A 16,942-nucleotide genomic window follows, 5' to 3' on the forward strand; every position below is an offset into this window, starting at 1 on the left:
AGGCTACCGGTCGGCGTGGGGCCGCGCAGCGCCGCCTCGTCACGTTACGGGGCGACGCGACCGTTCTTGTTGAAGGCCGCGTAGGTCAGCGGCATCAGGAGCGCGAACTGGTCTTCCATCTTCTCAGCGCACATCTCGATCTCGCGCTGCGGGAACGACGGGAAGTGGGTTCCCTCGCGCTTGGTGCGCAGGCTGAGGAAGTTCATCAGCGACCGGGCGTTCATGGTCACATACATCGAGGAGAAGATGTTCAGCGGCAACACGATGCGGGCGACCTCGCGGGCCACGCCGGCTTCGAGCATCCTCTGGTACGACGCGTAGGCGTGCGCGGAGGCCTCGCGGGTCAACTGGTCGACCAGCGCGGCCTGCTCGGCGGTGCCGGGCAGGAAGTCGTAGGCGCCGGGCTTGCCGACCTGCACGAGGTTGCGGGTGGAGGCGGGAACGTAGAAGACCGGGTTCAGCTCGCGGTAGCGGCCCGATTCCTCGTTGTAGGAGGCGATCCGGTGCCGCATGAACTCGCGGAACACGAAGATCGGCGCCTGCACGTAGAAGGTCATCGAGTTGTGCTCGAAGGGCGAACCGTGGCGGTCGCGCATGAGGTAGTTGATCAGCCCGGCGTCACCCGTGCTCGCCTCGGCTTCCGACTCCTCGAGCAGGGCCTTGGTCAGGGTCTGCTCCCCCTGCGTCGACACCCGTGCCGCGAACAGCACATCGGAGTCGTGGGCGCTGCCGCGCACCAGTTCAACGGTTACATCGGAGCGGAACTCGATTTCAGACACGCTCAGAACGATACCTGCTGCGCGCGTAACCTGTCGTCACACGAGCCCGTCCGGCCCGGGTGCCGTGTAGCGTCGCAGCATGAATCCGATCTCCGCCCTGAGCATCGTGCTGGCTCTCGTTGCCGGCGCCACCGTTCTGGGACTCTATTGGCGGTTCCGTCAGGGGCGCTCCGTCTCGGTCACCCCGGGCGGGTCGGATGCGCCGAACGCGCTCAGTCCGGCGGATGTCGGCAGCCGGGTTCCGTTCGGCGCGCGGGTCACGCTCGTGCAGTTCTCCACCAGCCACTGCGCCCGTTGCCCCGGAACCCAGGTGCTCCTCGCCGGTCTCGCCCGGTCCCGCCCCGGCGTCGTGCACCTGGACGTCGACCTCACCCACCGGCGCGACCTCGCGAACCGGTTCGGGATCCTGCAGACCCCGACCACCCTCATCCTCGACGGAGCGGGACAGGTGCGCGCCCGGGTCGGCGGCGTTCCGAACCGGGCCGGCATCCTCCAGCAGCTCGACCACCTCACCGGAAGCACCCATGCCCAGCTCGCCCGTTGACTCCCCCTCCCGGCCATCGCCGCGCCGAAACCGTCCGGACCTCGATCCACGCGGACCCCGCTTCGGGGCAGCGATCACGGCCGTTCTGCTCCTGGTGGTGGTGTTCCTGTCATTGACCGGGGCATCCGTTGCCGCCCTCGGTCTTCTGACGGTCCTGGCGGCCCTCTTCGCTTGGGGTGCGCTCGCCGGCGCCGGGCGCCACCCCTACGGCACTGTGTTCAAGGCGCTCGTGCGGCCCCGGCTCGGCCCGCCGGCCGCCTTGGAGAACGCCGCCCCGCCGACGTTCGCCCAGGGCGTGGGGCTGCTGGTCACCCTGACCGGCGTGGTTCTCGGACTGGCCGGGCTGGCGCCTGCCGTCGGGGCCGCTGCGGCCGTCGCCTTCGTGGCGGCTTTCCTCAACGCCGTGTTCGACTACTGCCTCGGCTGCCAGCTCTACCTGATCCTGGCGCGCGCCGGAATCCTCGCCCGCGAGCAGACGGCGGCGGTCGGGAGCTGACCGCCGCCAGGCCCCGTCCCTGATCATTCGCTGGGAGTGAACCCCACGTCGGCCGAGGCGACAGTTAGGCTGAAGCTTCACTTTCAGGAGGCAAGACCATGGCACTCACCAGCGAAGCAACAACCGTCTGGACCGGCGATCTGAAGTCCGGCAGCGGCACCGTCACCCTCGACTCCTCCAAGACCGCCGAGTTCCCGGTCACCTGGCAGGCCCGCTCCGCCGGCACGCCGAACACGACCAACCCCGAAGAGCTCCTCGGCGCCGCCCACGCGGCGTGTTTCTCAATGGCCCTGGCCAACGGCCTCAGCGCCGGCGGTCACACCCCCGACAGCATCCAGACCACCGCGGCCGTGACCTTCGAAGCCGGCGTCGGCGTTGTGGGCAGCCACCTCCTGGTCAGCGCCAAGGTCCCCGGTCTGACCGAGGAGGAGTTCGCGGTCTACGCCGAGGACGCCAAGGCCAACTGCCCGATTTCGAAGGCGCTCGCGGGCATCGCGATCACCATCGAAGCCGAGCTGGCGTAGGCGCGGCCCGCACACGATGCGAGTTCTCGTCTCCGGGTCGTCCGGACTGATCGGCACCGAGCTGTGCACCCAGCTGCGCGCGGCCGGCCACACCGTCACCCGACTGGTGCGCCGCGATCCGCGCGGGGCCGACGAATTCCGTTGGGACCCGGCAGCGCTGAGCATGGACGCGAGCGCCCTCGACGGCGTCGACGCCGTGATCAACCTATCCGGCGCGTCCATCGCCCGTCTGCCGTGGACGAAGGCGTACCGCCGGGAGATCCGCGACTCGCGGGTGCAGGCCACGCGCACGCTGACGGATGCGATGGGCCGGCAGGCGACACCGCCATCCGTGCTGCTCAACGCGTCGGCCGTGGGCATCTACGGTGACCGCCCGAACGAGGTACTCACCGAGAAATCCCCGGCGGCCAACGATTTTCTGGCGAAAGTCACCAGTGCCTGGGAGGCCGAGGCCGCACGCGCCCCTGCGGCGACCCGGGTGCTCACCCTCCGCACCGGCCTGGTCATCGCCCGCGGCGGCGCCCTGAAACCGCTGCTGCCGATCGTCAAGCTCGGCCTGGGCGGCCCGCTCGGCCACGGCACCCAACACTGGCCGTGGATCAGCCTGCACGACGAGGCCGCGGCCTTCGTGCACCTGCTCACCTCGACGCTGTCGGGCCCGATCAACCTGGTCGGCCCGACCCCGGCCACCGCGAACGACGTCATCCGCGCGGTCTCGGCAGGCCTGCACCGCCCGTTCCTGGTGCCGGTGCCGGAGTTCGTGCTGACGCTCGCACTGCAGGAAGCCGCCCGCGCGCTGCTGCTCGCCGATCAGCAGATCGTGCCGGAGCGACTGCAGCAGGACGGCTTCGTCTTCAAACACCAGACCGCGGCCGAGGCCGTGGCCTGGATGCTCAGCCACCCGTAGGACTGTTCGTTCGGAGTCCGCTGGGGTCTAGGAGCGCTCGAGGGCGATCGCTGTGCGGATGGCGCCGCGGGCTCGACGGCGGTCTCCCGAGGAGTTGTAGGCCAGGCCGAGCCTGAACCAGGCGCGCCAATCCTCGGGAGCGGCATCGACGGCTGCCCGATAGACAGGGAATTCGGCGTCCGCGTCGTCCCGCAGGGGGCGCCCGCTCGGCCGGATCGCCAGTTCTTCGACCGGGAGCTCGCCCTCGGCTTCGAGTCGGCGCACGAGTCGTTCGGAGTTGCGCCCGAAGCGGAGTTCGGCGACCAGCGCCCACACTCCGATCAACGGGAGCACGAGCAACGCCACCCCGATCACGATGCCGACGCCGTCACCGCTCTGCAGGAACAACACCGCGCGCCAGCCGACGAGCACCAGGTAGAACACGAGCAGTAGGGCCATCAGGCCGGCCGCGACCCGGCCTCTCATCGGGCGGCCTCGGCCGTCGCGGTGGCCGCGCCCGTCTGGGCGGCCGCGCCCGTGGACGGCGCACCCAGCCCGAGGTCGATGATCTGGTCCAGACCCACGGTGACGCCGACGGCCGTGCGGGTGGCGGCCAGCGCCAGCAGGATGCCGCGCTCGTAGGATGCGGCCGACAGGGTGTTGTGGCTGATCGTGACGGTCTCACCTGCACCGCCGAAGAGCACGTCCTGGCGGGCGAGCATCCCGTCCACGCGCAGGCTGTGCACGGGGATGCTCGACACCTGCTGGCCGCGGGCGCGCTGGTCGGTGTGCGGCGCCGACACCGGTCCGATCTCGGATCGGGCCCGCCCGATCAGCTCGGCGGTGCGCACGGCAGTGCCCGACGGCGAGTCGACCTTGCCAGCCTGATGGGCCTCGACGATCTCGATCGAATCGAAGAAGCGGGCGACGAGCACCGAGAGGCCGGTCGCGATGACCGACCCCATCGAGAAGTTGGGGATGATGACGACACCGACCTCACTCTGCCCGGCTAGGCGGCCGGTCAGGGCATCGATTCGGTTCTGCGACCAGCCGGAGGTGCCCACCAGCACCCGCAGGCCGTGGTCGACGGCGAAGTCGACCACGCCCTGGCTGACCCCGGGCAGGGTCAGGTCGATGACGATCTCCGCGCCGAGCATCTCGGACAGGTCACTCTTCGAGTTCAGGCCGGCGACGAGTTCATACTCCTCCGACTGCTCGACGAGACCCGAGACCAGACGGCCCATCGTTCCCGATACGCCGACGATGGCCACCCGTGTTTTCATGAATCCAATCTATCAATCGCGGGGCATCGAGTTAGCCTTGGGCCATGCCAGACTCTCCCGCCCTTGCCTTCAGTGCCGTGTCGGTGACGGATGCCGGCTCCATCGTGCTACTCACCCAGTACTTCAGCGACCGGGAGTCCGGCTTCCCGGCTGCGCAGGGCCGGTACCGCACCACGTTCCCCGATCCGGCCCAGTTCCTGCCGCCGTCCGGGGTGTTCCTGTTGGTCAGCGAGCAGACGGGACCGGCCGAACGCGCTTTTGTGGGGTGTGGCGGCATCCGTCGGCTCGAGGATTGCCCGGCCGAAGCGGTGCGCTTCGAGATCAAGCACCTGTGGCTGCAGCCGCAGGTGCGGGGGCACGGCTGGGGCCAGGCCCTGCTCGCCGAGCTCGAACAACGCGCCCGGCAATTCGGCGCTGACGAGGTCGTGCTCGACACCAACGCAAGCCTGACCGCGGCCGGGGCGCTCTACGCGCGGTCGGGCTACGAGTCCTGTGCGCCGTACAACGACAACCCGAACGCCACGAACTGGTATCGCAAGAGCCTCACCCGGCCGAGGACCGGAGTCGAGACCACCTAGCGCCCGGCCCGGTGCCGGTTAGAAGAGGAGCGGGTCCGGCAGACCGGTGCGCAACTCCACGGGAAGGTGGCCGGTGTCGTTGTGGGTCAACAGGGTCCAGGGGCGGCCCGGCTTCTGGTGCAGCACGGTGAGGCCACAATTGGCCTGGTTGATACTGATCCAGCGCCAGTCCGGGGCGCCGAGCACCTCGCGCACGAACCAGGCGATGACGAAGTTGTGAGTGATCAGTAGGTCATGTCGCTCACCTCGGCGCGGCTGGAGGAACTCGGCCACGGCGTCGCCCATCTGCGCGCTGCCGGCCTCGATGTCGGCTTCAGTGACCCCGCCGAAGAACGGCGCATAGGCCGACGGCGTCTCCGGCGCCCGGCCGGAGGGGATGCAGTCGAAGAGCAACGGGCTGGGCACCGAGGTCAGGGCCGGCAATCTCTGCGCGATGATCTTCGCCGTGTCGGCCGCGCGCTGCAGCGGCGAGTGCCAGGCATCCGTGAACGGCACGCCGCCGAGGCGCTCGGCGATCAGCTGAGCCTGGCGCGTGCCACGCGCGGACAGCGGACCGTCGGGCATGCCGTGCTCAGCGTCCTGCTGCTCACCGTGGCGAACGAGGTAGATGTAGTGGTGCAAGGGGATCTCTTTCGGTCCGGCGCCACACGTCAGTGGATGGCCTCGGCACGGGGTCTCGGTGGTTCCGGGATGTGCGGGTCTGGTCGTTTACGTTCTGGTGTCGAAGAGTGTGGTCACGAGCGCACGGCGGCGGGCAGGATCGCGGCGAAGACGTCGTCGTCGAGCGCCCCGACCGCGGAGATGGAGAGCGGCCCGGCGGCCAGTTCGGCGGCGAGGTTCTGAACGTCCCCGGCCGTGACGCGCGCGAGCCGACGGAGGGCCTCGTCGAGGTCGATGAACTCGCCGAGGGTGATCTCTGCGCGGCCGAGCCGGGACATCCGGGTGTCGGAGTCTTCGAGGGCGAGAGCGGATGCGCCGGACAGCTGGCCCGCGGCCCGCTTCATCTCGTCGGCCGTGACGCCGTGCTCGGCGAGCCGGTGCAGCTCGCCCAGCATCAGCTCGGCCACCTGGCCTGCCTTCGCCGGGGTGCAGCCCGCGTACATGCCGAACAGTCCCGCATCGGAGTAGCCCGGCGCGAAGGAGTAGACCGAGTAGGCCAGGCCGCGCTTCTCGCGGACCTCCTGGAACAGGCGCGAGGACATTCCCCCGCCGAAGATCGAGGTGAGCACACTCATGGTGACGCGCCGGTCATCGGTGGCGAGCAGGCCGGGGAAGCCCATCAGGATGTTCGCCTGCTCGAGCGGGCGACGGACGATGGTGACCGGAGCCCCCTGGCTGAGGGCGACCGGGGCCCCCGAGCGACGGCCGACCGGGGGCGCGAAGACGCTGAGGTCCCAGCCGGCGAGGGCGAGGGACCGGGTGACGTCGGCGACCAGCACGTCATGGTCGACCGCGCCGGCCACGGTGACGACGAGGTCTTGAGGACGATAGTTCGCCCGGTAGTGCTCCAGAACGGCCGCGTGGGAGGCCGCGCGGATCGCATCGGGGCTTCCGCCGATCGGGCGACCCAGCGCGTGATCGCCCATGACCGCCTCGAAGAAGCGCTCGTTGGCGACGTCGGCCGGGTCGTCATCGGCCATGGCGAGCTCTTCGAGGATGACACCGCGCTCGTTCTCGAACTCCACCGGGTCGAGCAGCGACGAGGTGAGCATGTCGGTGAGCACCTCGACCGCCATCGGCAGGTCGCGGTCTTGCACCTTGGCGTAGTAGCAGGTGTATTCCTTGGCGGTCATCGCGTTGTGCTCGCCGCCGACCGAATCGAAGGCGATCGCGATGTCGAGGGCGGTTCGCTTGGCGGTGCCCTTGAACAGAAGGTGTTCCAAAAAGTGCGTGGACCCGAAGTGGCCGGGCTCCTCGTCGCGGGAACCGACCGCGACCCAGTACCCGATGGTCAGGCTGCGGCTGCCGGGAACATGCTCCGACACGATGCGCACACCGCTCGGCAGCACGCTGCGGCGCACCAAGGAATCACCTGCCGCTCGAAAGGAAAGTTCGGGCAGGTCCAGAGGGAATTCGACGGCACCGTTCATGACTAGTCCACCTTACGTCACGCCGCCGACACCACCCGGGCGCCTTTTCTCGGTGGTGGGCAGTACGGGTTCGGCAATACCGGTTCGGCAATACAGGTTCGGCAATACCGGTCCGTCAGACCGAGATCCGGTCCAGGTCCACCATGTCGTTGCGGGTCAGACGGATGCCGGCGGCAGCGACGAGGGCGTCGACCTGCTCGGGCCGGCTGGCGCTGGCCACCGGCGCTACGATCGGGCCACGCGCGAGCAGCCACGCGAGGGCGATCGTCGCCGGCGCCGCAGCATGCTCTTCGGCGATGCGGTCCAGCACCGCCAGCACACGAAATCCGCTGCGGTTGAGGTGCTTGGCGGCGCGGGAGCTGCGGGTGGTCTCCTCCAGATCGGCCTTCGACCGGTACCGGCCGGCGAGGAATCCGTGGGCGAGCGCGAAGTAGGGCAGCACGGCCATGCCCTGAGCCCGGGTGACGAGAGCGAGGGAGGATTCGAAAGTCGTGCGGTGCAGGAGGCTGTACTGCGTTTGTAGGGCCACGAAGCGGGGCAAACCGTTCGCGGCGAGAACCCGGGCCTCCATCAGGCGTTCGGCGGAGAAGTTCGAGGCGGCGAGGTAGCGGACCTGGCCTCGGCGCATGAGCACGTCGACGGCACCGAGGCTCTCTTCCAGCGGCACGGTCGGGTCGTCGAAGTGGAAGTGCAACAGGTCGATGTAGTCCGTCCCCAGCCGGTCGAGCGAAGCGTGCACGGCGGCGAAGATACTGCGGGAGGAGAGACCGGGGTTGTCGAGGTTCTTGCCGATCTTGGTGGCGATGACGGTACTGTCACGGGTTCTGCGGGAGCGCAGCCATGATCCGATGATCACCTCGCTGCGACCGGAGGTGTAGCTGTCGGCCGTGTCAAGGAAGTTCCCCGCCAGGTCGCGGTGGCGGTCGAGGATGCGGTGGCTGATGGCGCCGTCAGCCGTCCAGCCGAACACACTCGTGCCGAGGGCCAGCGGGTGCACGGTGAGATCCGTGTCGGCGATCGTGCGGCGGAGCGCGAGCGGGGACGCGCCGGTCACAGGGGCGGCCTGCGCAACGACCGCGTCCGGGGTCGCGGGAGGGGGCGGCAGAACCGGGTGGGACTCCTGCGGAGCAATCGGGATGGACTCGGAGATCGGAGGTCGGCCCTGTTCGGTCGGGCGAGAGGCCGGGCGGGTGGTCGTGCGGTGGGAACCATGCATGCTCGGACGCGGCATCCGTTGTCTCCCTCCGGTTGAGCCGAGGCTATCCCCGGGGCCGAGCGTTGCAAAGGACACGCCTGGACCGTTACCAAACCGTGCGCGCGGGCGGTCGGAACCGACCTCCGAACGAGGATAACCAGTTCCCAGAGTGTGAAGTTACAATTAGGGAGAACCGATTCTTGAGTAGCGGCCGCCCAGGCAACGTCCCCCCGCCTGCCCGAATCATCCGCGAAAGAAGGATCCATGACGCAGCTCGCCGGCGTGTCCACGCCCGAGGTACTGACCGAAGCGCGCAGACGACGCACCTTCGCCGTGATTTCGCACCCCGACGCGGGCAAGTCGACGCTCACCGAGGCGCTTCTGCTGCACGCTCGGGCGATCACCACGGCCGGCGCCACGCACGGCAAGGCCGGCCGGCGCGGCACCGTGTCCGACTGGATGGCGATGGAGCAGGCCCGCGGTATCTCCGTGACCAGCGCGGCGATCCAGTTCGAGTACCGCGACGCCGTGATCAACCTCGTGGACACCCCCGGACACGCGGACTTCTCCGAGGACACCTTCCGTGTCCTCTCCGCCGTGGACGCCGCTGTCATGCTCGTCGACGCCAGCAAGGGCCTCGAAGTGCAGACGATGAAACTCTTCGAGGTGTGCAAGCAGCGCGGCCTGCCGGTGATCACGGTCATCAACAAGTGGGACCGTCCGGGCGCGGAGGCGCTGGACCTGATGGACGAGATCCGGGAGCGCACCGGACTCCTGCCCACTCCCCTGACCTGGCCCGTCGGGATCGCCGGGGACTTCCGCGGCGTGATCGACCGTTCCTCGCACGAATTCATCCGCTTCCACCGCACCGCCGGCGGAGCGAAGGCCGCCGAACCCGAGCGCCTGAGCGTGGCCGTCGCTGCCGCCGAGGAAGGCGCAGCCTGGGTCACCGCCACCGAGGAATCCGAGTTGCTCGCCGAGGAGGACCAGGACCACGACGAGGCCCGCTTCCTGGCGAACGAGACCACCCCGGTGCTCTTCGCCGCGGCCGTGCTCAACTTCGGCGTGCAGCACATTCTGGACACCCTCGTGGACTTCGCGCCGGCGGCGGAAGCCCGGGAGGACGCATCCGGTGGCCACCGCCCGGTGGACAGCGCCTTCTCCGGATTCGTCTTCAAGGTGCAGTCGGGCATGAACGCCTCGCACCGCGACCACGTCGCGTTCGTGCGGGTCTGCTCCGGCCAGTTCAAACGCGGGATGATCGTGACCCACGCGGCCAGCGGGCGGCCCTTCGCCACGAAGTACGCCCAGCACCTGTTCGGGCGCGAGCGCGAGGTGGCCGACGAAGCCTGGCCCGGGGACATCGTCGGCCTGGTCAACGCGTCCGCCCTGCGGGTCGGCGACTCGATCTTCGAGATCGAACCGGTCGAGTATCCGCCGCTGCCGATGTTCGCGCCGGAACACTTCCGCGTGGTGCGGTCGGCGGACTCCAGCAAACACAAGCAGTTCCGTCGCGGCATCGACCAGCTCGACCACGAGGGCGTCATCCAGGTGCTGCGGTCCGAGCTGCGCGGCGACCAGGCGCCGGTGCTCGGCGCGGTCGGCCCGATGCAGTTCGAGGTTGTGGAGGAGCGGATGACGCACGACTTCGGCGCCGCCATCCGCACCGAGGCTCTGCCGTATCAGCTGGCCCGGCGCACGGACCGGGCGAGCGCCGAGATCCTCGGCCACGACCGCCAGGTCGAGGTGCTGATGCGTTCCGACGGCACACTGCTCGCCCTGTTCAGCACCCCGTGGCGGCTGCGCAACACCGTGCGCGATCACCCCGAGCTGATGCTGGAAGACCTCGCCACGGGCAGCAACGCGGTTCCCGCCGCGTACTAGGCGCGGTTCTGCTGATTCGCCGGCCCGCAGCCCGAACGAATTCGACGGAAATTATGCCGGAATCGACGCCAAACCGGGAGAGAAACCGCTCTCACATCACAATCTCCGTCGAATTGGTCAGACGCCTCCGCGGCTGAGGGGCGGGAGGATGCCGCAGGGCGCGAGGTCAGCGGGTCATGCTGCGCGGCGGCTCCATGAACTCGTCCCCGCCGTACTTTTCGTTGGCGATGCTCATCACGTCGGGCCACATCTGGTGCCGGGCCCTGGCCGCCTGCCCGCTCTCGAACCAGGTCTCCCGCTGGTCTTCACCGACCCCGGACACATTCACAACGCCTACGATCGTGGCGACCTTCGTGCTCGCGCCGGCCATCCAGGTGTCCTTGTTCTCGTCGGTGGTGCCGGTCTTGCCGATCATCGGCACCTGTGGGTCGGTCTCGTAGTACGACGGGCCGCCCGAGCCTCTGGTCATCACCCGCTCCATCGCGTAGCTCATGCCGGCGGCGACTTCAGGGGTGACGGACTGCGTGCAGTTCGACTGCGGAGCGGGGATCTCGGCGCCGTCTGGTCCGGTGATCCGGTCGATCACGATCGGGGTACAGGTGACCCCGTTGTTGGCGATCCCCGCGTAGGCGGCGGCCATCGTCAGTGGCGCGATCTCGTTGGTGCCGAGGACGGCGGACGCGCCCTGCTCCAGGGCGCCGCCATCGGCCCGGTGCACGCCGAAGGCTTCGGCCGTCTTCCGGATGCCGCAGAGGTCGAGTTCCTTGGCCATCCCGATGAAGCCGGTATTGATCGAATCGATGGTCGATTCCAGCGGCGAATAGTAGGAATCGTTATCCGAGGAGGAGTCGTTGCCCGGCGCGAACGCCTCGCCGTATTCCTGAGGCCCGTTGCAGCTGTCCTCGAAGGTTCCCCAGTCGTCCCGTTCCCGCGAATTGACCGAATCGTCGAGCGAATTACCCTGGGTGAGCCATTCGGCGAGGGTGAAGACCTTGTAGGTCGACCCGGTCTGGAATCCGTTGGAACCACCCTGGGCCATGTCCGTGTTGTAGTTGATGGCGGTGAAGTTGGCCCCGGTGTCGGCCGGGTCCTGGCTGTAGTTCTTGTTCTGGGTCATGGCCAGCACCCGGCCCGTGCCGACGCCCACGCTCGAGATGACGCCGCCGACATCCCAGTCCTCGAATGTCTGGGGAACGTTCTCGGCCATGGTCGCCTCGGCCGCCCCCTGGAGGTCCAGGTCCAGGGTCGTGTACACGTTGTAGCCGCCGAGCCGGAAGTTGGCCAGGCGCGCGTCGGCATCCGCGCCGAAGGCCGGGTCGTTGCGGAGGGTCTGTAGGACCAGGTCGCAGAAATAGGCGCTGCCGCCCGCGGTGCGGCAGCCTGTGCTCGGCTCGGTGATCGTCGGTTCGATCGGAGCGCTGACCGCGGCGTCTCGCTCGGCAGCGGTGATCTTCTCGTTCGCCAGCATCTCGTCAAGGATGTAGTCGCGGCGTTCCTTGTTGGCCGCGTAGCCGTTGGCGGCGCCGTTGGTCGCGCTCTCGGGGTCGTCCAGCTGGAACTTGACCGGGTTGTTCACGATCGCCACGAGACTCGCGGCCTGCGGAAGCGTGAGCGTGGCCGCAGTGCTGTTGTAGTAGTAGTTGGCGGCCGCCTCGATGCCGTAGACGGATCCGCCAAAGCCGGTGATGTTCAGGTATTGGCGCAGGATGTCGTCCTTGGAGGACTTCTTCTCCAGCCCCACGGCGAGGCTCATCTCTTTGAGCTTGCGCCACGGGCTCGTCTCGGTGGCCGCGTCGTAGCAGGTGCTGCGCTCGTCGGCGTCGGAGAGCGCCTCGCACTGCTGAACGAAGACGTTCTTCACGTACTGCTGGGTGATCGAAGAACCGCCGCGGACCTCGCCGGTGAACAGCGTCGTGGCCGCGCCGGTGAGGCTGCCCCAGATGTTCACGCCACCGTGCTCGTAGAAGCCGGGATCCTCACCGGAGGTCGCCGCATCCTTCACGTACTGGCTGATCGCCTCCGAACTCACTTCGACCCGGTTCTGGTCGTAGAAGGAGGCGAGCAGAATAGGCGAGCCGTCGCTCGCCGTGGCATAGATGTTGCTCTTCTGCGACAACCGGCCGATCGACAGGTCGTCGGGCAGATTGACGACGACGACGATCGCCGTGGTCGCGAGCACGGCCATGACGACACCGAGCGCGATCCAAACGCGCGCCCGCCGTCGGGACCGACGAGCGGTCTTTCTGCCGGATGATTCAGTGGTCATGGTCGCGCCGAGTCGTTTCTGGTTGCGAAGAGAGCGGGAGGGTCGCCGGGCCGAACGGCTCGGCGACCCGCCGACTGTATCAGGCGTCGACGACGACCGAGGTGATGACCGGGATGCGGCGGTACTTGCGCTGCATCCAGCGGGTCAGGCTCTGCGTGAAGATGTCTTCGAGTTCGGCGCCGTTGACGATCTTGACCTTGTTCGCGGCACGCAGAGCGTCATCGATGGACTTGGTCGCGCCCTGGATCCACTCGTTGTCCTGCACGAAGCCGCGGGCGATGAATTCGACCGGCTCGGTGAGCAGGCCGGTGCGGGTGTCGAGGATGCCGAGGATCGTGACGGCACCGTCGTTGGAGAGCTGCACGCGGTCGGCGAGAGCCTCTTCGGAACCGCCGCCGCCGACGGTCATGCCGTGCACGAAGACGAGCTCGGCAGCCACGCGGCCGGTGACCTTCGCGACGCCGTCGACGAGGTCGACGACCACGCCGTCTTCGACGACGAGGACCTGGTCCTCGGGGACGCCTGTGCGGATGGCGAGGTCGGCATTCGACTTGAGGTGTCGCCATTCGCCGTGGTACGGGATGACGTTCTTGGGCTTGACGATGTTGTAGCAGTAGACGAGTTCGCCGGCCGACGCGTGGCCGGAAACGTGCACCTTGGCGTTGCCCTTGTGCACGACGTTGGCACCCCAGCGGGTGAGGCCGTTGATGACCCGGTAGATCGAGTTCTCATTGCCGGGGATCAGCGAGCTGGCCAGGAGCACCGTGTCGCCCTCGCCGATCTTGATGGTGTGCTCGCGGTTGGCCATCCGGGCCAGCGCGGCCATCGGCTCACCCTGTGAACCGGTGCAGATGAGGACGACCTTGTCGTCCTTCATCCGGTCGAAGGCCTTGACGTCGACGAGGAGGCCCTTGGGCACCTGGAGGAAGCCCAGCTTCTCGGCGATGCCCATGTTGCGCACCATCGAGCGGCCGACGAATGCCACCTTGCGGTTGTGGCGGGCGGCAGCGTCGATGACCTGCTGGATGCGATGCACGTGGCTGGCGAAGCTGGAAACGATGATGCGGCGCGGCGCGGTGCGGAAGACGGCGTCGATGGCCGGGCGGATGTCCTCCTCGGTCACCGTGAACCCGGGAACCTCGGCGTTGGTCGAGTCGGTCAGGAACAGGTCGACGCCCTCTTCCCCGAGCCGGGCGAAGCCAGGCAGATCGGTGAGGCGGTTGTCGAGGGGGAACTGGTCCATCTTAAAGTCGCCGGTGACGAGCACGAGGCCGGCCTCGGTGCGGATCGCGACGGCGAGGCCGTCGGGGATCGAGTGGTTCACGGCGAGGAATTCGAGGTCGAACGGACCGGCCTTGCGGCGCTGCCCTTCCTTGACCTCGATCAGGCGCGGCGTGATGCGGTGCTCTTCGAGCTTCGCGGTCACGAAGGCCAGGGTCAGCTGCGACCCGATGATCGGGATGTCCTTGCGCTCGCGCAGCAGGTACGGCACCCCGCCGATGTGGTCCTCGTGCCCGTGGGTGAGCACGATGGCCTCGATGTCCTGGAGGCGGTCGCGCAGGGACGAGAAGTCGGGGAGGATCACGTTGATGCCGGGCTGGGTCTCCTCGGGGAAGAGAACGCCGCAGTCCACGATCAGGAGCTTGCCCTTGTGTTCGAAGACGGTCATGTTGCGGCCGATCTCGCCGAGACCGCCGAGCGGGGTGACGCGGAGTCCGCGGCGGGGCAGTTGCGGCGGCGTGGACAGGTCGAGCGGGTGCTTGGTCAAGAAAACTCATTTCTCAGGGTGAGAACGCGCGCGTGGCGGGCGTGTCTCGCGTAATGGACCGTTGTCGGGTCCTGGTGAATGGATGTTCTGGGGAACAGATCGTGCAAAGTCTGGATTCGGCTACCTCGCCCGGGGCGAACGTTAGTGTCCGATCGGGTCGGAGTCGAGGCTGAGTCCGAAGGCGGTGGCGTCAGGTCCGTGAAGTCATCGACACGGCGGTCGAGAGGGCACGGATGATGCTCATGACTGTCTATTCTACCGCAGCGCGGTCGACCGCTCCGCCGTTGCCCTGCCCAGCCTTCTCGAAGCCGGCACCGGTAACGTCTGACCCATGTCAGCAACAGAGCTTTATTCGACCCCGCTCACCCTCATCGACGGCACGGAGACGACCTTCGACCAGTTCGCCGGCAAGGCTGTCCTGGTTGTGAACGTCGCCTCCAAATGCGGCTTCACCCCGCAGTACGCCGGCCTCGAAGCGCTCCATCAGAAGTACCAGAACGAGGGACTCGTCGTGCTCGGCCTGCCCTGCAACCAGTTCATGGGGCAGGAGCCTGGCGCCGAGGCGGACATCGAGTCGTTCTGCCAGATGAACTATGGCGTCACCTTCCCGCTCAGCGTGAAGGTCGACGTGCGTGGAAAGCACCAGCATCCGCTGTACGCCCAGCTGACCAAGTTCAAGTCCGGCGTGCTGCCCGGCCTGATCAAGTGGAACTTCGAGAAGTTCCTGGTGAGCCCCGACGGCGATATCGTCAACCGTTTTGCCTCGACGGTCGAGCCGGAGTCGGACGAGATCGTACGGGCGATCGAGAAGACGCTTGCGGCCGACGCCGCCTAATAGTCCGGCAAGCCAGCGGTCCACCGAGTCCGAGACCGCCTCGGGGTGACTCCGTCCCGAACCAATTCGACGGAGATTCTGCCCGAAACGGGCCCGAATCCCGAAAAAAGGGCCTGTTATAGGAGAATCTCCGTCGAATTCGTTGGACGCTTGGCACCGCAGGGCAGGCGCAGCGCGGACAGCCAGGCGGGGCCCGCGGGTGTGGCCAACTCAGGACATCCGTCGCCCGGGTTCGCCAACCGCCACGGACGAGTGTGGAACCGGAGCGGATGCCCGGCCCGGCCCGCCAGATCTCCTGAGTTGGCCACAACACCCGCCGGATAGGCCTCCGCTCGCGTGCGCTTAGGGCATCCACCGATCCTGGCCCCCACACGGCGACCCGAACCAATTCGACGGAGATTCTGCCCGAAACTGGCCCGAATCCCGAAAAAAGGGCCTGTTTCAGGAGAATCTCCGTCGAATTCGTTGGACGCCGGGCGTCTTCTAGTAGTCCACCGCGTCCGGCGGAGCCCCCTGCTCCGGTGCTGCGGCCGCCGCCCGCCGCAGCACCGCTTCGGCATGGCGCAACAGAGGCATGTCGATCATGCGCCCCTGGTAGGCGAAGACGCCCTCCTCGCCGGCGGCCGCCTCCAGAATCTGCCATGCCGCCGAAACCTCGGCGGGGGTGGGCCGGTGGGCGTCCCGGATGACGGACACCTGGCTGGGGTGGATGCAGGCGGTGGCGCGGAATCCGCTGGCCACGGCATCCACCACCTCGGCCTTCAGACCCTCGAGGTCGGGGATGGCCAGGAACACGCCGTCCACCGCCGCCTTGTCGTGGGCCCCGGCCGCCAGCAGCACCGCGGAACGGGCATGGCGGGCGATGGCGCGATAGCTGCCGTCGGGGAACCGGCTCGAGCTGCCGCCGAGCGAGGCCACCAGGTCGTCGGCGCCCCACATCAGCGCCACCACATTGGGTTCGGCCGCGATCGACGGTGCGGCGAGCACCCCGGCGGCGGTCTCGCAGAGCGCGATCACCTCGAACCGGGCCAGAGCGGCGAGGTGGGCGGCGCTCACGGCCTTCGGCAGCATCACGTAGCGGTACAGGGTGTCGTCGAGGGCGGCGAGGTCCAGCTCGAAGTCGGGCGTGCCGACCGGGTTGACGCGCACGATGGTGCGCTCGGGGTCGAGCGGATGACTGACCAGCAGGCCGCGGGCCCTGGCCCGGTTGCCGGGCAGGAGCGCGTCTTCCAGGTCGAGGATCACGGCATCCGCCCGCTCCGCCGCCTTGCGGTAGCGGTCGGTGCGGTCGGCCGGGCAGAACAGCAGCGCGGGTCCGAGGTCGAAACTCATCGCGCGGCCTCCCGGCACCAGACCAGCACCGTGCGCTCGGCGGTGGCCACCACGTCTCCGTGTTGGTTCCGCCCGGTGTGCAGGAGCGTGACCAGACCCTGGCCCGGCCGGGACGCCGACAGCCGCCGGGAGGTGATGATCGTGTCGGAGTAGAGGGTGTCGCCGTGGAAGAGCGGATGCGGGAACGTCACCTCCCCGAAGCCGAGGTTCGCCACAATCGTGCCCTGAGTCAGCTGCGCGACCGAACTGCCCACCAGCGTGGCGAGGGTGAACATCGAGTTGACCAGGCGCTGCCCGAACGGTTGGGTGGCCGCCCAGGCCGCGTCAAGGTGCAGTGCCTGCGAGTTCATGGTCAGCGTGCTGAAGAGCACGTTGTCGGACTCGGTGACGGTGCGGCCGGGGCTGTGCCGGTAGCGGGCCTCGAGGTCGAATTCCTCGTAGTACAGCCCGCGCTGCTCGATCGTGCGTCGTTCGTCGTTCAT

17 protein-coding genes are annotated in these 16,942 nt (G+C 68.2%); 7 read left to right on the forward strand and 10 right to left on the reverse strand.

What is annotated here, in order from left to right; all coding sequences use genetic code 11:
- Positions 1–44: 44 nt before the first annotated feature.
- Positions 45–779 (reverse strand): FAD-dependent thymidylate synthase, encoded by a 735-nt coding sequence (gene thyX, locus E3T28_RS00795; RefSeq protein ID WP_134426961.1) that lies wholly within the window; start codon positions 777–779, stop codon positions 45–47.
- Positions 780–858: 79 nt separating this feature from the next.
- Here thyX and E3T28_RS00800 point away from each other — a divergent pair, with 79 nt between their 5' ends.
- The 4 genes from E3T28_RS00800 (at position 859) to E3T28_RS00815 (ending at position 3,250) form a co-directional block, all read left to right on the forward strand.
- Complete coding sequence (locus E3T28_RS00800; RefSeq protein ID WP_134426963.1) at positions 859–1,323, forward strand: TlpA family protein disulfide reductase; 465 nt, start codon at positions 859–861, stop codon at positions 1,321–1,323.
- Complete coding sequence (locus tag E3T28_RS00805) at positions 1,304–1,819, forward strand: DUF4395 domain-containing protein (RefSeq protein ID WP_134426964.1); 516 nt, start codon at positions 1,304–1,306, stop codon at positions 1,817–1,819. Before E3T28_RS00800 ends, E3T28_RS00805 begins: the two co-directional genes overlap by 20 nt.
- A 98-nt stretch (positions 1,820–1,917) precedes the next feature.
- Positions 1,918–2,343 carry an OsmC family peroxiredoxin gene (locus tag E3T28_RS00810; protein ID WP_134426966.1) on the forward strand — a complete coding sequence of 142 codons (426 nt, stop codon included), beginning with the start codon at positions 1,918–1,920 and terminating at the stop codon, positions 2,341–2,343.
- A gap of 16 nt (positions 2,344–2,359) precedes the next feature.
- Positions 2,360–3,250 (forward strand): TIGR01777 family oxidoreductase, encoded by an 891-nt coding sequence (locus tag E3T28_RS00815; RefSeq protein WP_134426968.1) that lies wholly within the window; start codon positions 2,360–2,362, stop codon positions 3,248–3,250.
- A gap of 27 nt (positions 3,251–3,277) precedes the next feature.
- On the opposite strand, the gene E3T28_RS00820 is transcribed toward E3T28_RS00815, so the two are convergent.
- Positions 3,278–3,715 carry a tetratricopeptide repeat protein gene (locus tag E3T28_RS00820; protein WP_134426970.1) on the reverse strand — a complete coding sequence of 146 codons (438 nt, stop codon included), beginning with the start codon at positions 3,713–3,715 and terminating at the stop codon, positions 3,278–3,280.
- The gene (dapB, locus tag E3T28_RS00825; protein ID WP_134426972.1) at positions 3,712–4,512 is read right to left on the reverse strand and encodes a 4-hydroxy-tetrahydrodipicolinate reductase; all 801 of its coding nucleotides are present in this window, start codon (positions 4,510–4,512) and stop codon (positions 3,712–3,714) included. Before dapB ends, E3T28_RS00820 begins: the two co-directional genes overlap by 4 nt.
- Before the next feature lie 44 nt (positions 4,513–4,556).
- Between dapB and E3T28_RS00830 the strand changes: the two genes are divergently transcribed.
- Complete coding sequence (locus E3T28_RS00830; RefSeq protein ID WP_134426974.1) at positions 4,557–5,090, forward strand: GNAT family N-acetyltransferase; 534 nt, start codon at positions 4,557–4,559, stop codon at positions 5,088–5,090.
- Positions 5,091–5,108: 18 nt separating this feature from the next.
- Here the strand turns inward: E3T28_RS00830 and E3T28_RS00835 are convergent, their stop codons facing one another.
- The 3 genes from E3T28_RS00835 to E3T28_RS00845 all read right to left on the reverse strand — a co-directional run bounded on the left by E3T28_RS00835 (position 5,109) and on the right by E3T28_RS00845 (position 8,396).
- On the reverse strand, positions 5,109–5,711 hold the full coding sequence (locus E3T28_RS00835) for a histidine phosphatase family protein (RefSeq protein WP_134394655.1): 603 nt from the start codon (positions 5,709–5,711) through the stop codon (positions 5,109–5,111).
- 113 nt (positions 5,712–5,824) lie between these two features.
- Entirely contained in the window at positions 5,825–7,180 is a 1,356-nt protein-coding gene (locus E3T28_RS00840) for a M16 family metallopeptidase (RefSeq protein WP_134426975.1), read from the reverse strand.
- A 115-nt stretch (positions 7,181–7,295) separates the two neighbouring features.
- On the reverse strand, positions 7,296–8,396 hold the full coding sequence (locus tag E3T28_RS00845) for an aldo/keto reductase (protein ID WP_134426977.1): 1,101 nt from the start codon (positions 8,394–8,396) through the stop codon (positions 7,296–7,298).
- Positions 8,397–8,639: 243 nt separating this feature from the next.
- Between E3T28_RS00845 and E3T28_RS00850 the strand changes: the two genes are divergently transcribed.
- On the forward strand, positions 8,640–10,259 hold the full coding sequence (locus tag E3T28_RS00850) for a peptide chain release factor 3 (protein WP_134426979.1): 1,620 nt from the start codon (positions 8,640–8,642) through the stop codon (positions 10,257–10,259).
- A 166-nt stretch (positions 10,260–10,425) separates the two neighbouring features.
- Here E3T28_RS00850 and E3T28_RS00855 read toward each other — a convergent pair whose 3' ends face one another.
- Both E3T28_RS00855 and E3T28_RS00860 read right to left on the reverse strand, forming a co-directional pair.
- A complete protein-coding gene (locus E3T28_RS00855) occupies positions 10,426–12,525 on the reverse strand; it encodes a transglycosylase domain-containing protein (protein ID WP_134426981.1) in 2,100 nt (699 codons plus the stop codon).
- Between the two features lie 79 nt (positions 12,526–12,604).
- On the reverse strand, positions 12,605–14,293 hold the full coding sequence (locus tag E3T28_RS00860; protein ID WP_241979105.1) for a ribonuclease J: 1,689 nt from the start codon (positions 14,291–14,293) through the stop codon (positions 12,605–12,607).
- A 331-nt stretch (positions 14,294–14,624) separates the two neighbouring features.
- On the opposite strand from E3T28_RS00860, the gene E3T28_RS00865 reads away from it, so the two are divergent.
- The gene (locus tag E3T28_RS00865) at positions 14,625–15,128 is read left to right on the forward strand and encodes a glutathione peroxidase (RefSeq protein ID WP_134426983.1); all 504 of its coding nucleotides are present in this window, start codon (positions 14,625–14,627) and stop codon (positions 15,126–15,128) included.
- 483 nt (positions 15,129–15,611) lie between these two features.
- Here the strand turns inward: E3T28_RS00865 and E3T28_RS00870 are convergent, their stop codons facing one another.
- Positions 15,612–16,460, reverse strand: coding sequence for an HpcH/HpaI aldolase/citrate lyase family protein (locus E3T28_RS00870; protein WP_134426985.1), 849 nt, complete (start codon positions 16,458–16,460; stop codon positions 15,612–15,614).
- Positions 16,457–16,942 (reverse strand): MaoC family dehydratase, encoded by a 486-nt coding sequence (locus E3T28_RS00875; protein ID WP_134426986.1) that lies wholly within the window; start codon positions 16,940–16,942, stop codon positions 16,457–16,459. Before E3T28_RS00875 ends, E3T28_RS00870 begins: the two co-directional genes overlap by 4 nt.

This window comes from Cryobacterium sinapicolor (assembly GCF_004403465.1).
GTDB classification, from domain to species: domain Bacteria; phylum Actinomycetota; class Actinomycetes; order Actinomycetales; family Microbacteriaceae; genus Cryobacterium; species Cryobacterium sinapicolor.

Coding starts and splice junctions, on each gene's coding strand:
- E3T28_RS00810 (WP_134426966.1), top strand. CDS start 1,918: ATGGCACTCACCAGCGAAGCAACAACCGTCTGGACCGGCGATCTGAAG.
- E3T28_RS00865 (WP_134426983.1), top strand. CDS start 14,625: ATGTCAGCAACAGAGCTTTATTCGACCCCGCTCACCCTCATCGACGGC.
- E3T28_RS00800 (WP_134426963.1), top strand. CDS start 859: ATGAATCCGATCTCCGCCCTGAGCATCGTGCTGGCTCTCGTTGCCGGC.
- E3T28_RS00805 (WP_134426964.1), top strand. CDS start 1,304: ATGCCCAGCTCGCCCGTTGACTCCCCCTCCCGGCCATCGCCGCGCCGA.
- E3T28_RS00840 (WP_134426975.1), bottom strand. CDS start 7,180: ATGAACGGTGCCGTCGAATTCCCTCTGGACCTGCCCGAACTTTCCTTT.
- E3T28_RS00815 (WP_134426968.1), top strand. CDS start 2,360: ATGCGAGTTCTCGTCTCCGGGTCGTCCGGACTGATCGGCACCGAGCTG.
- E3T28_RS00850 (WP_134426979.1), top strand. CDS start 8,640: ATGACGCAGCTCGCCGGCGTGTCCACGCCCGAGGTACTGACCGAAGCG.
- E3T28_RS00870 (WP_134426985.1), bottom strand. CDS start 16,460: ATGAGTTTCGACCTCGGACCCGCGCTGCTGTTCTGCCCGGCCGACCGC.
- E3T28_RS00830 (WP_134426974.1), top strand. CDS start 4,557: ATGCCAGACTCTCCCGCCCTTGCCTTCAGTGCCGTGTCGGTGACGGAT.
- E3T28_RS00820 (WP_134426970.1), bottom strand. CDS start 3,715: ATGAGAGGCCGGGTCGCGGCCGGCCTGATGGCCCTACTGCTCGTGTTC.
- E3T28_RS00855 (WP_134426981.1), bottom strand. CDS start 12,525: ATGACCACTGAATCATCCGGCAGAAAGACCGCTCGTCGGTCCCGACGG.
- dapB (WP_134426972.1), bottom strand. CDS start 4,512: ATGAAAACACGGGTGGCCATCGTCGGCGTATCGGGAACGATGGGCCGT.
- E3T28_RS00845 (WP_134426977.1), bottom strand. CDS start 8,396: ATGCATGGTTCCCACCGCACGACCACCCGCCCGGCCTCTCGCCCGACC.
- E3T28_RS00875 (WP_134426986.1), bottom strand. CDS start 16,942: ATGAACGACGAACGACGCACGATCGAGCAGCGCGGGCTGTACTACGAG.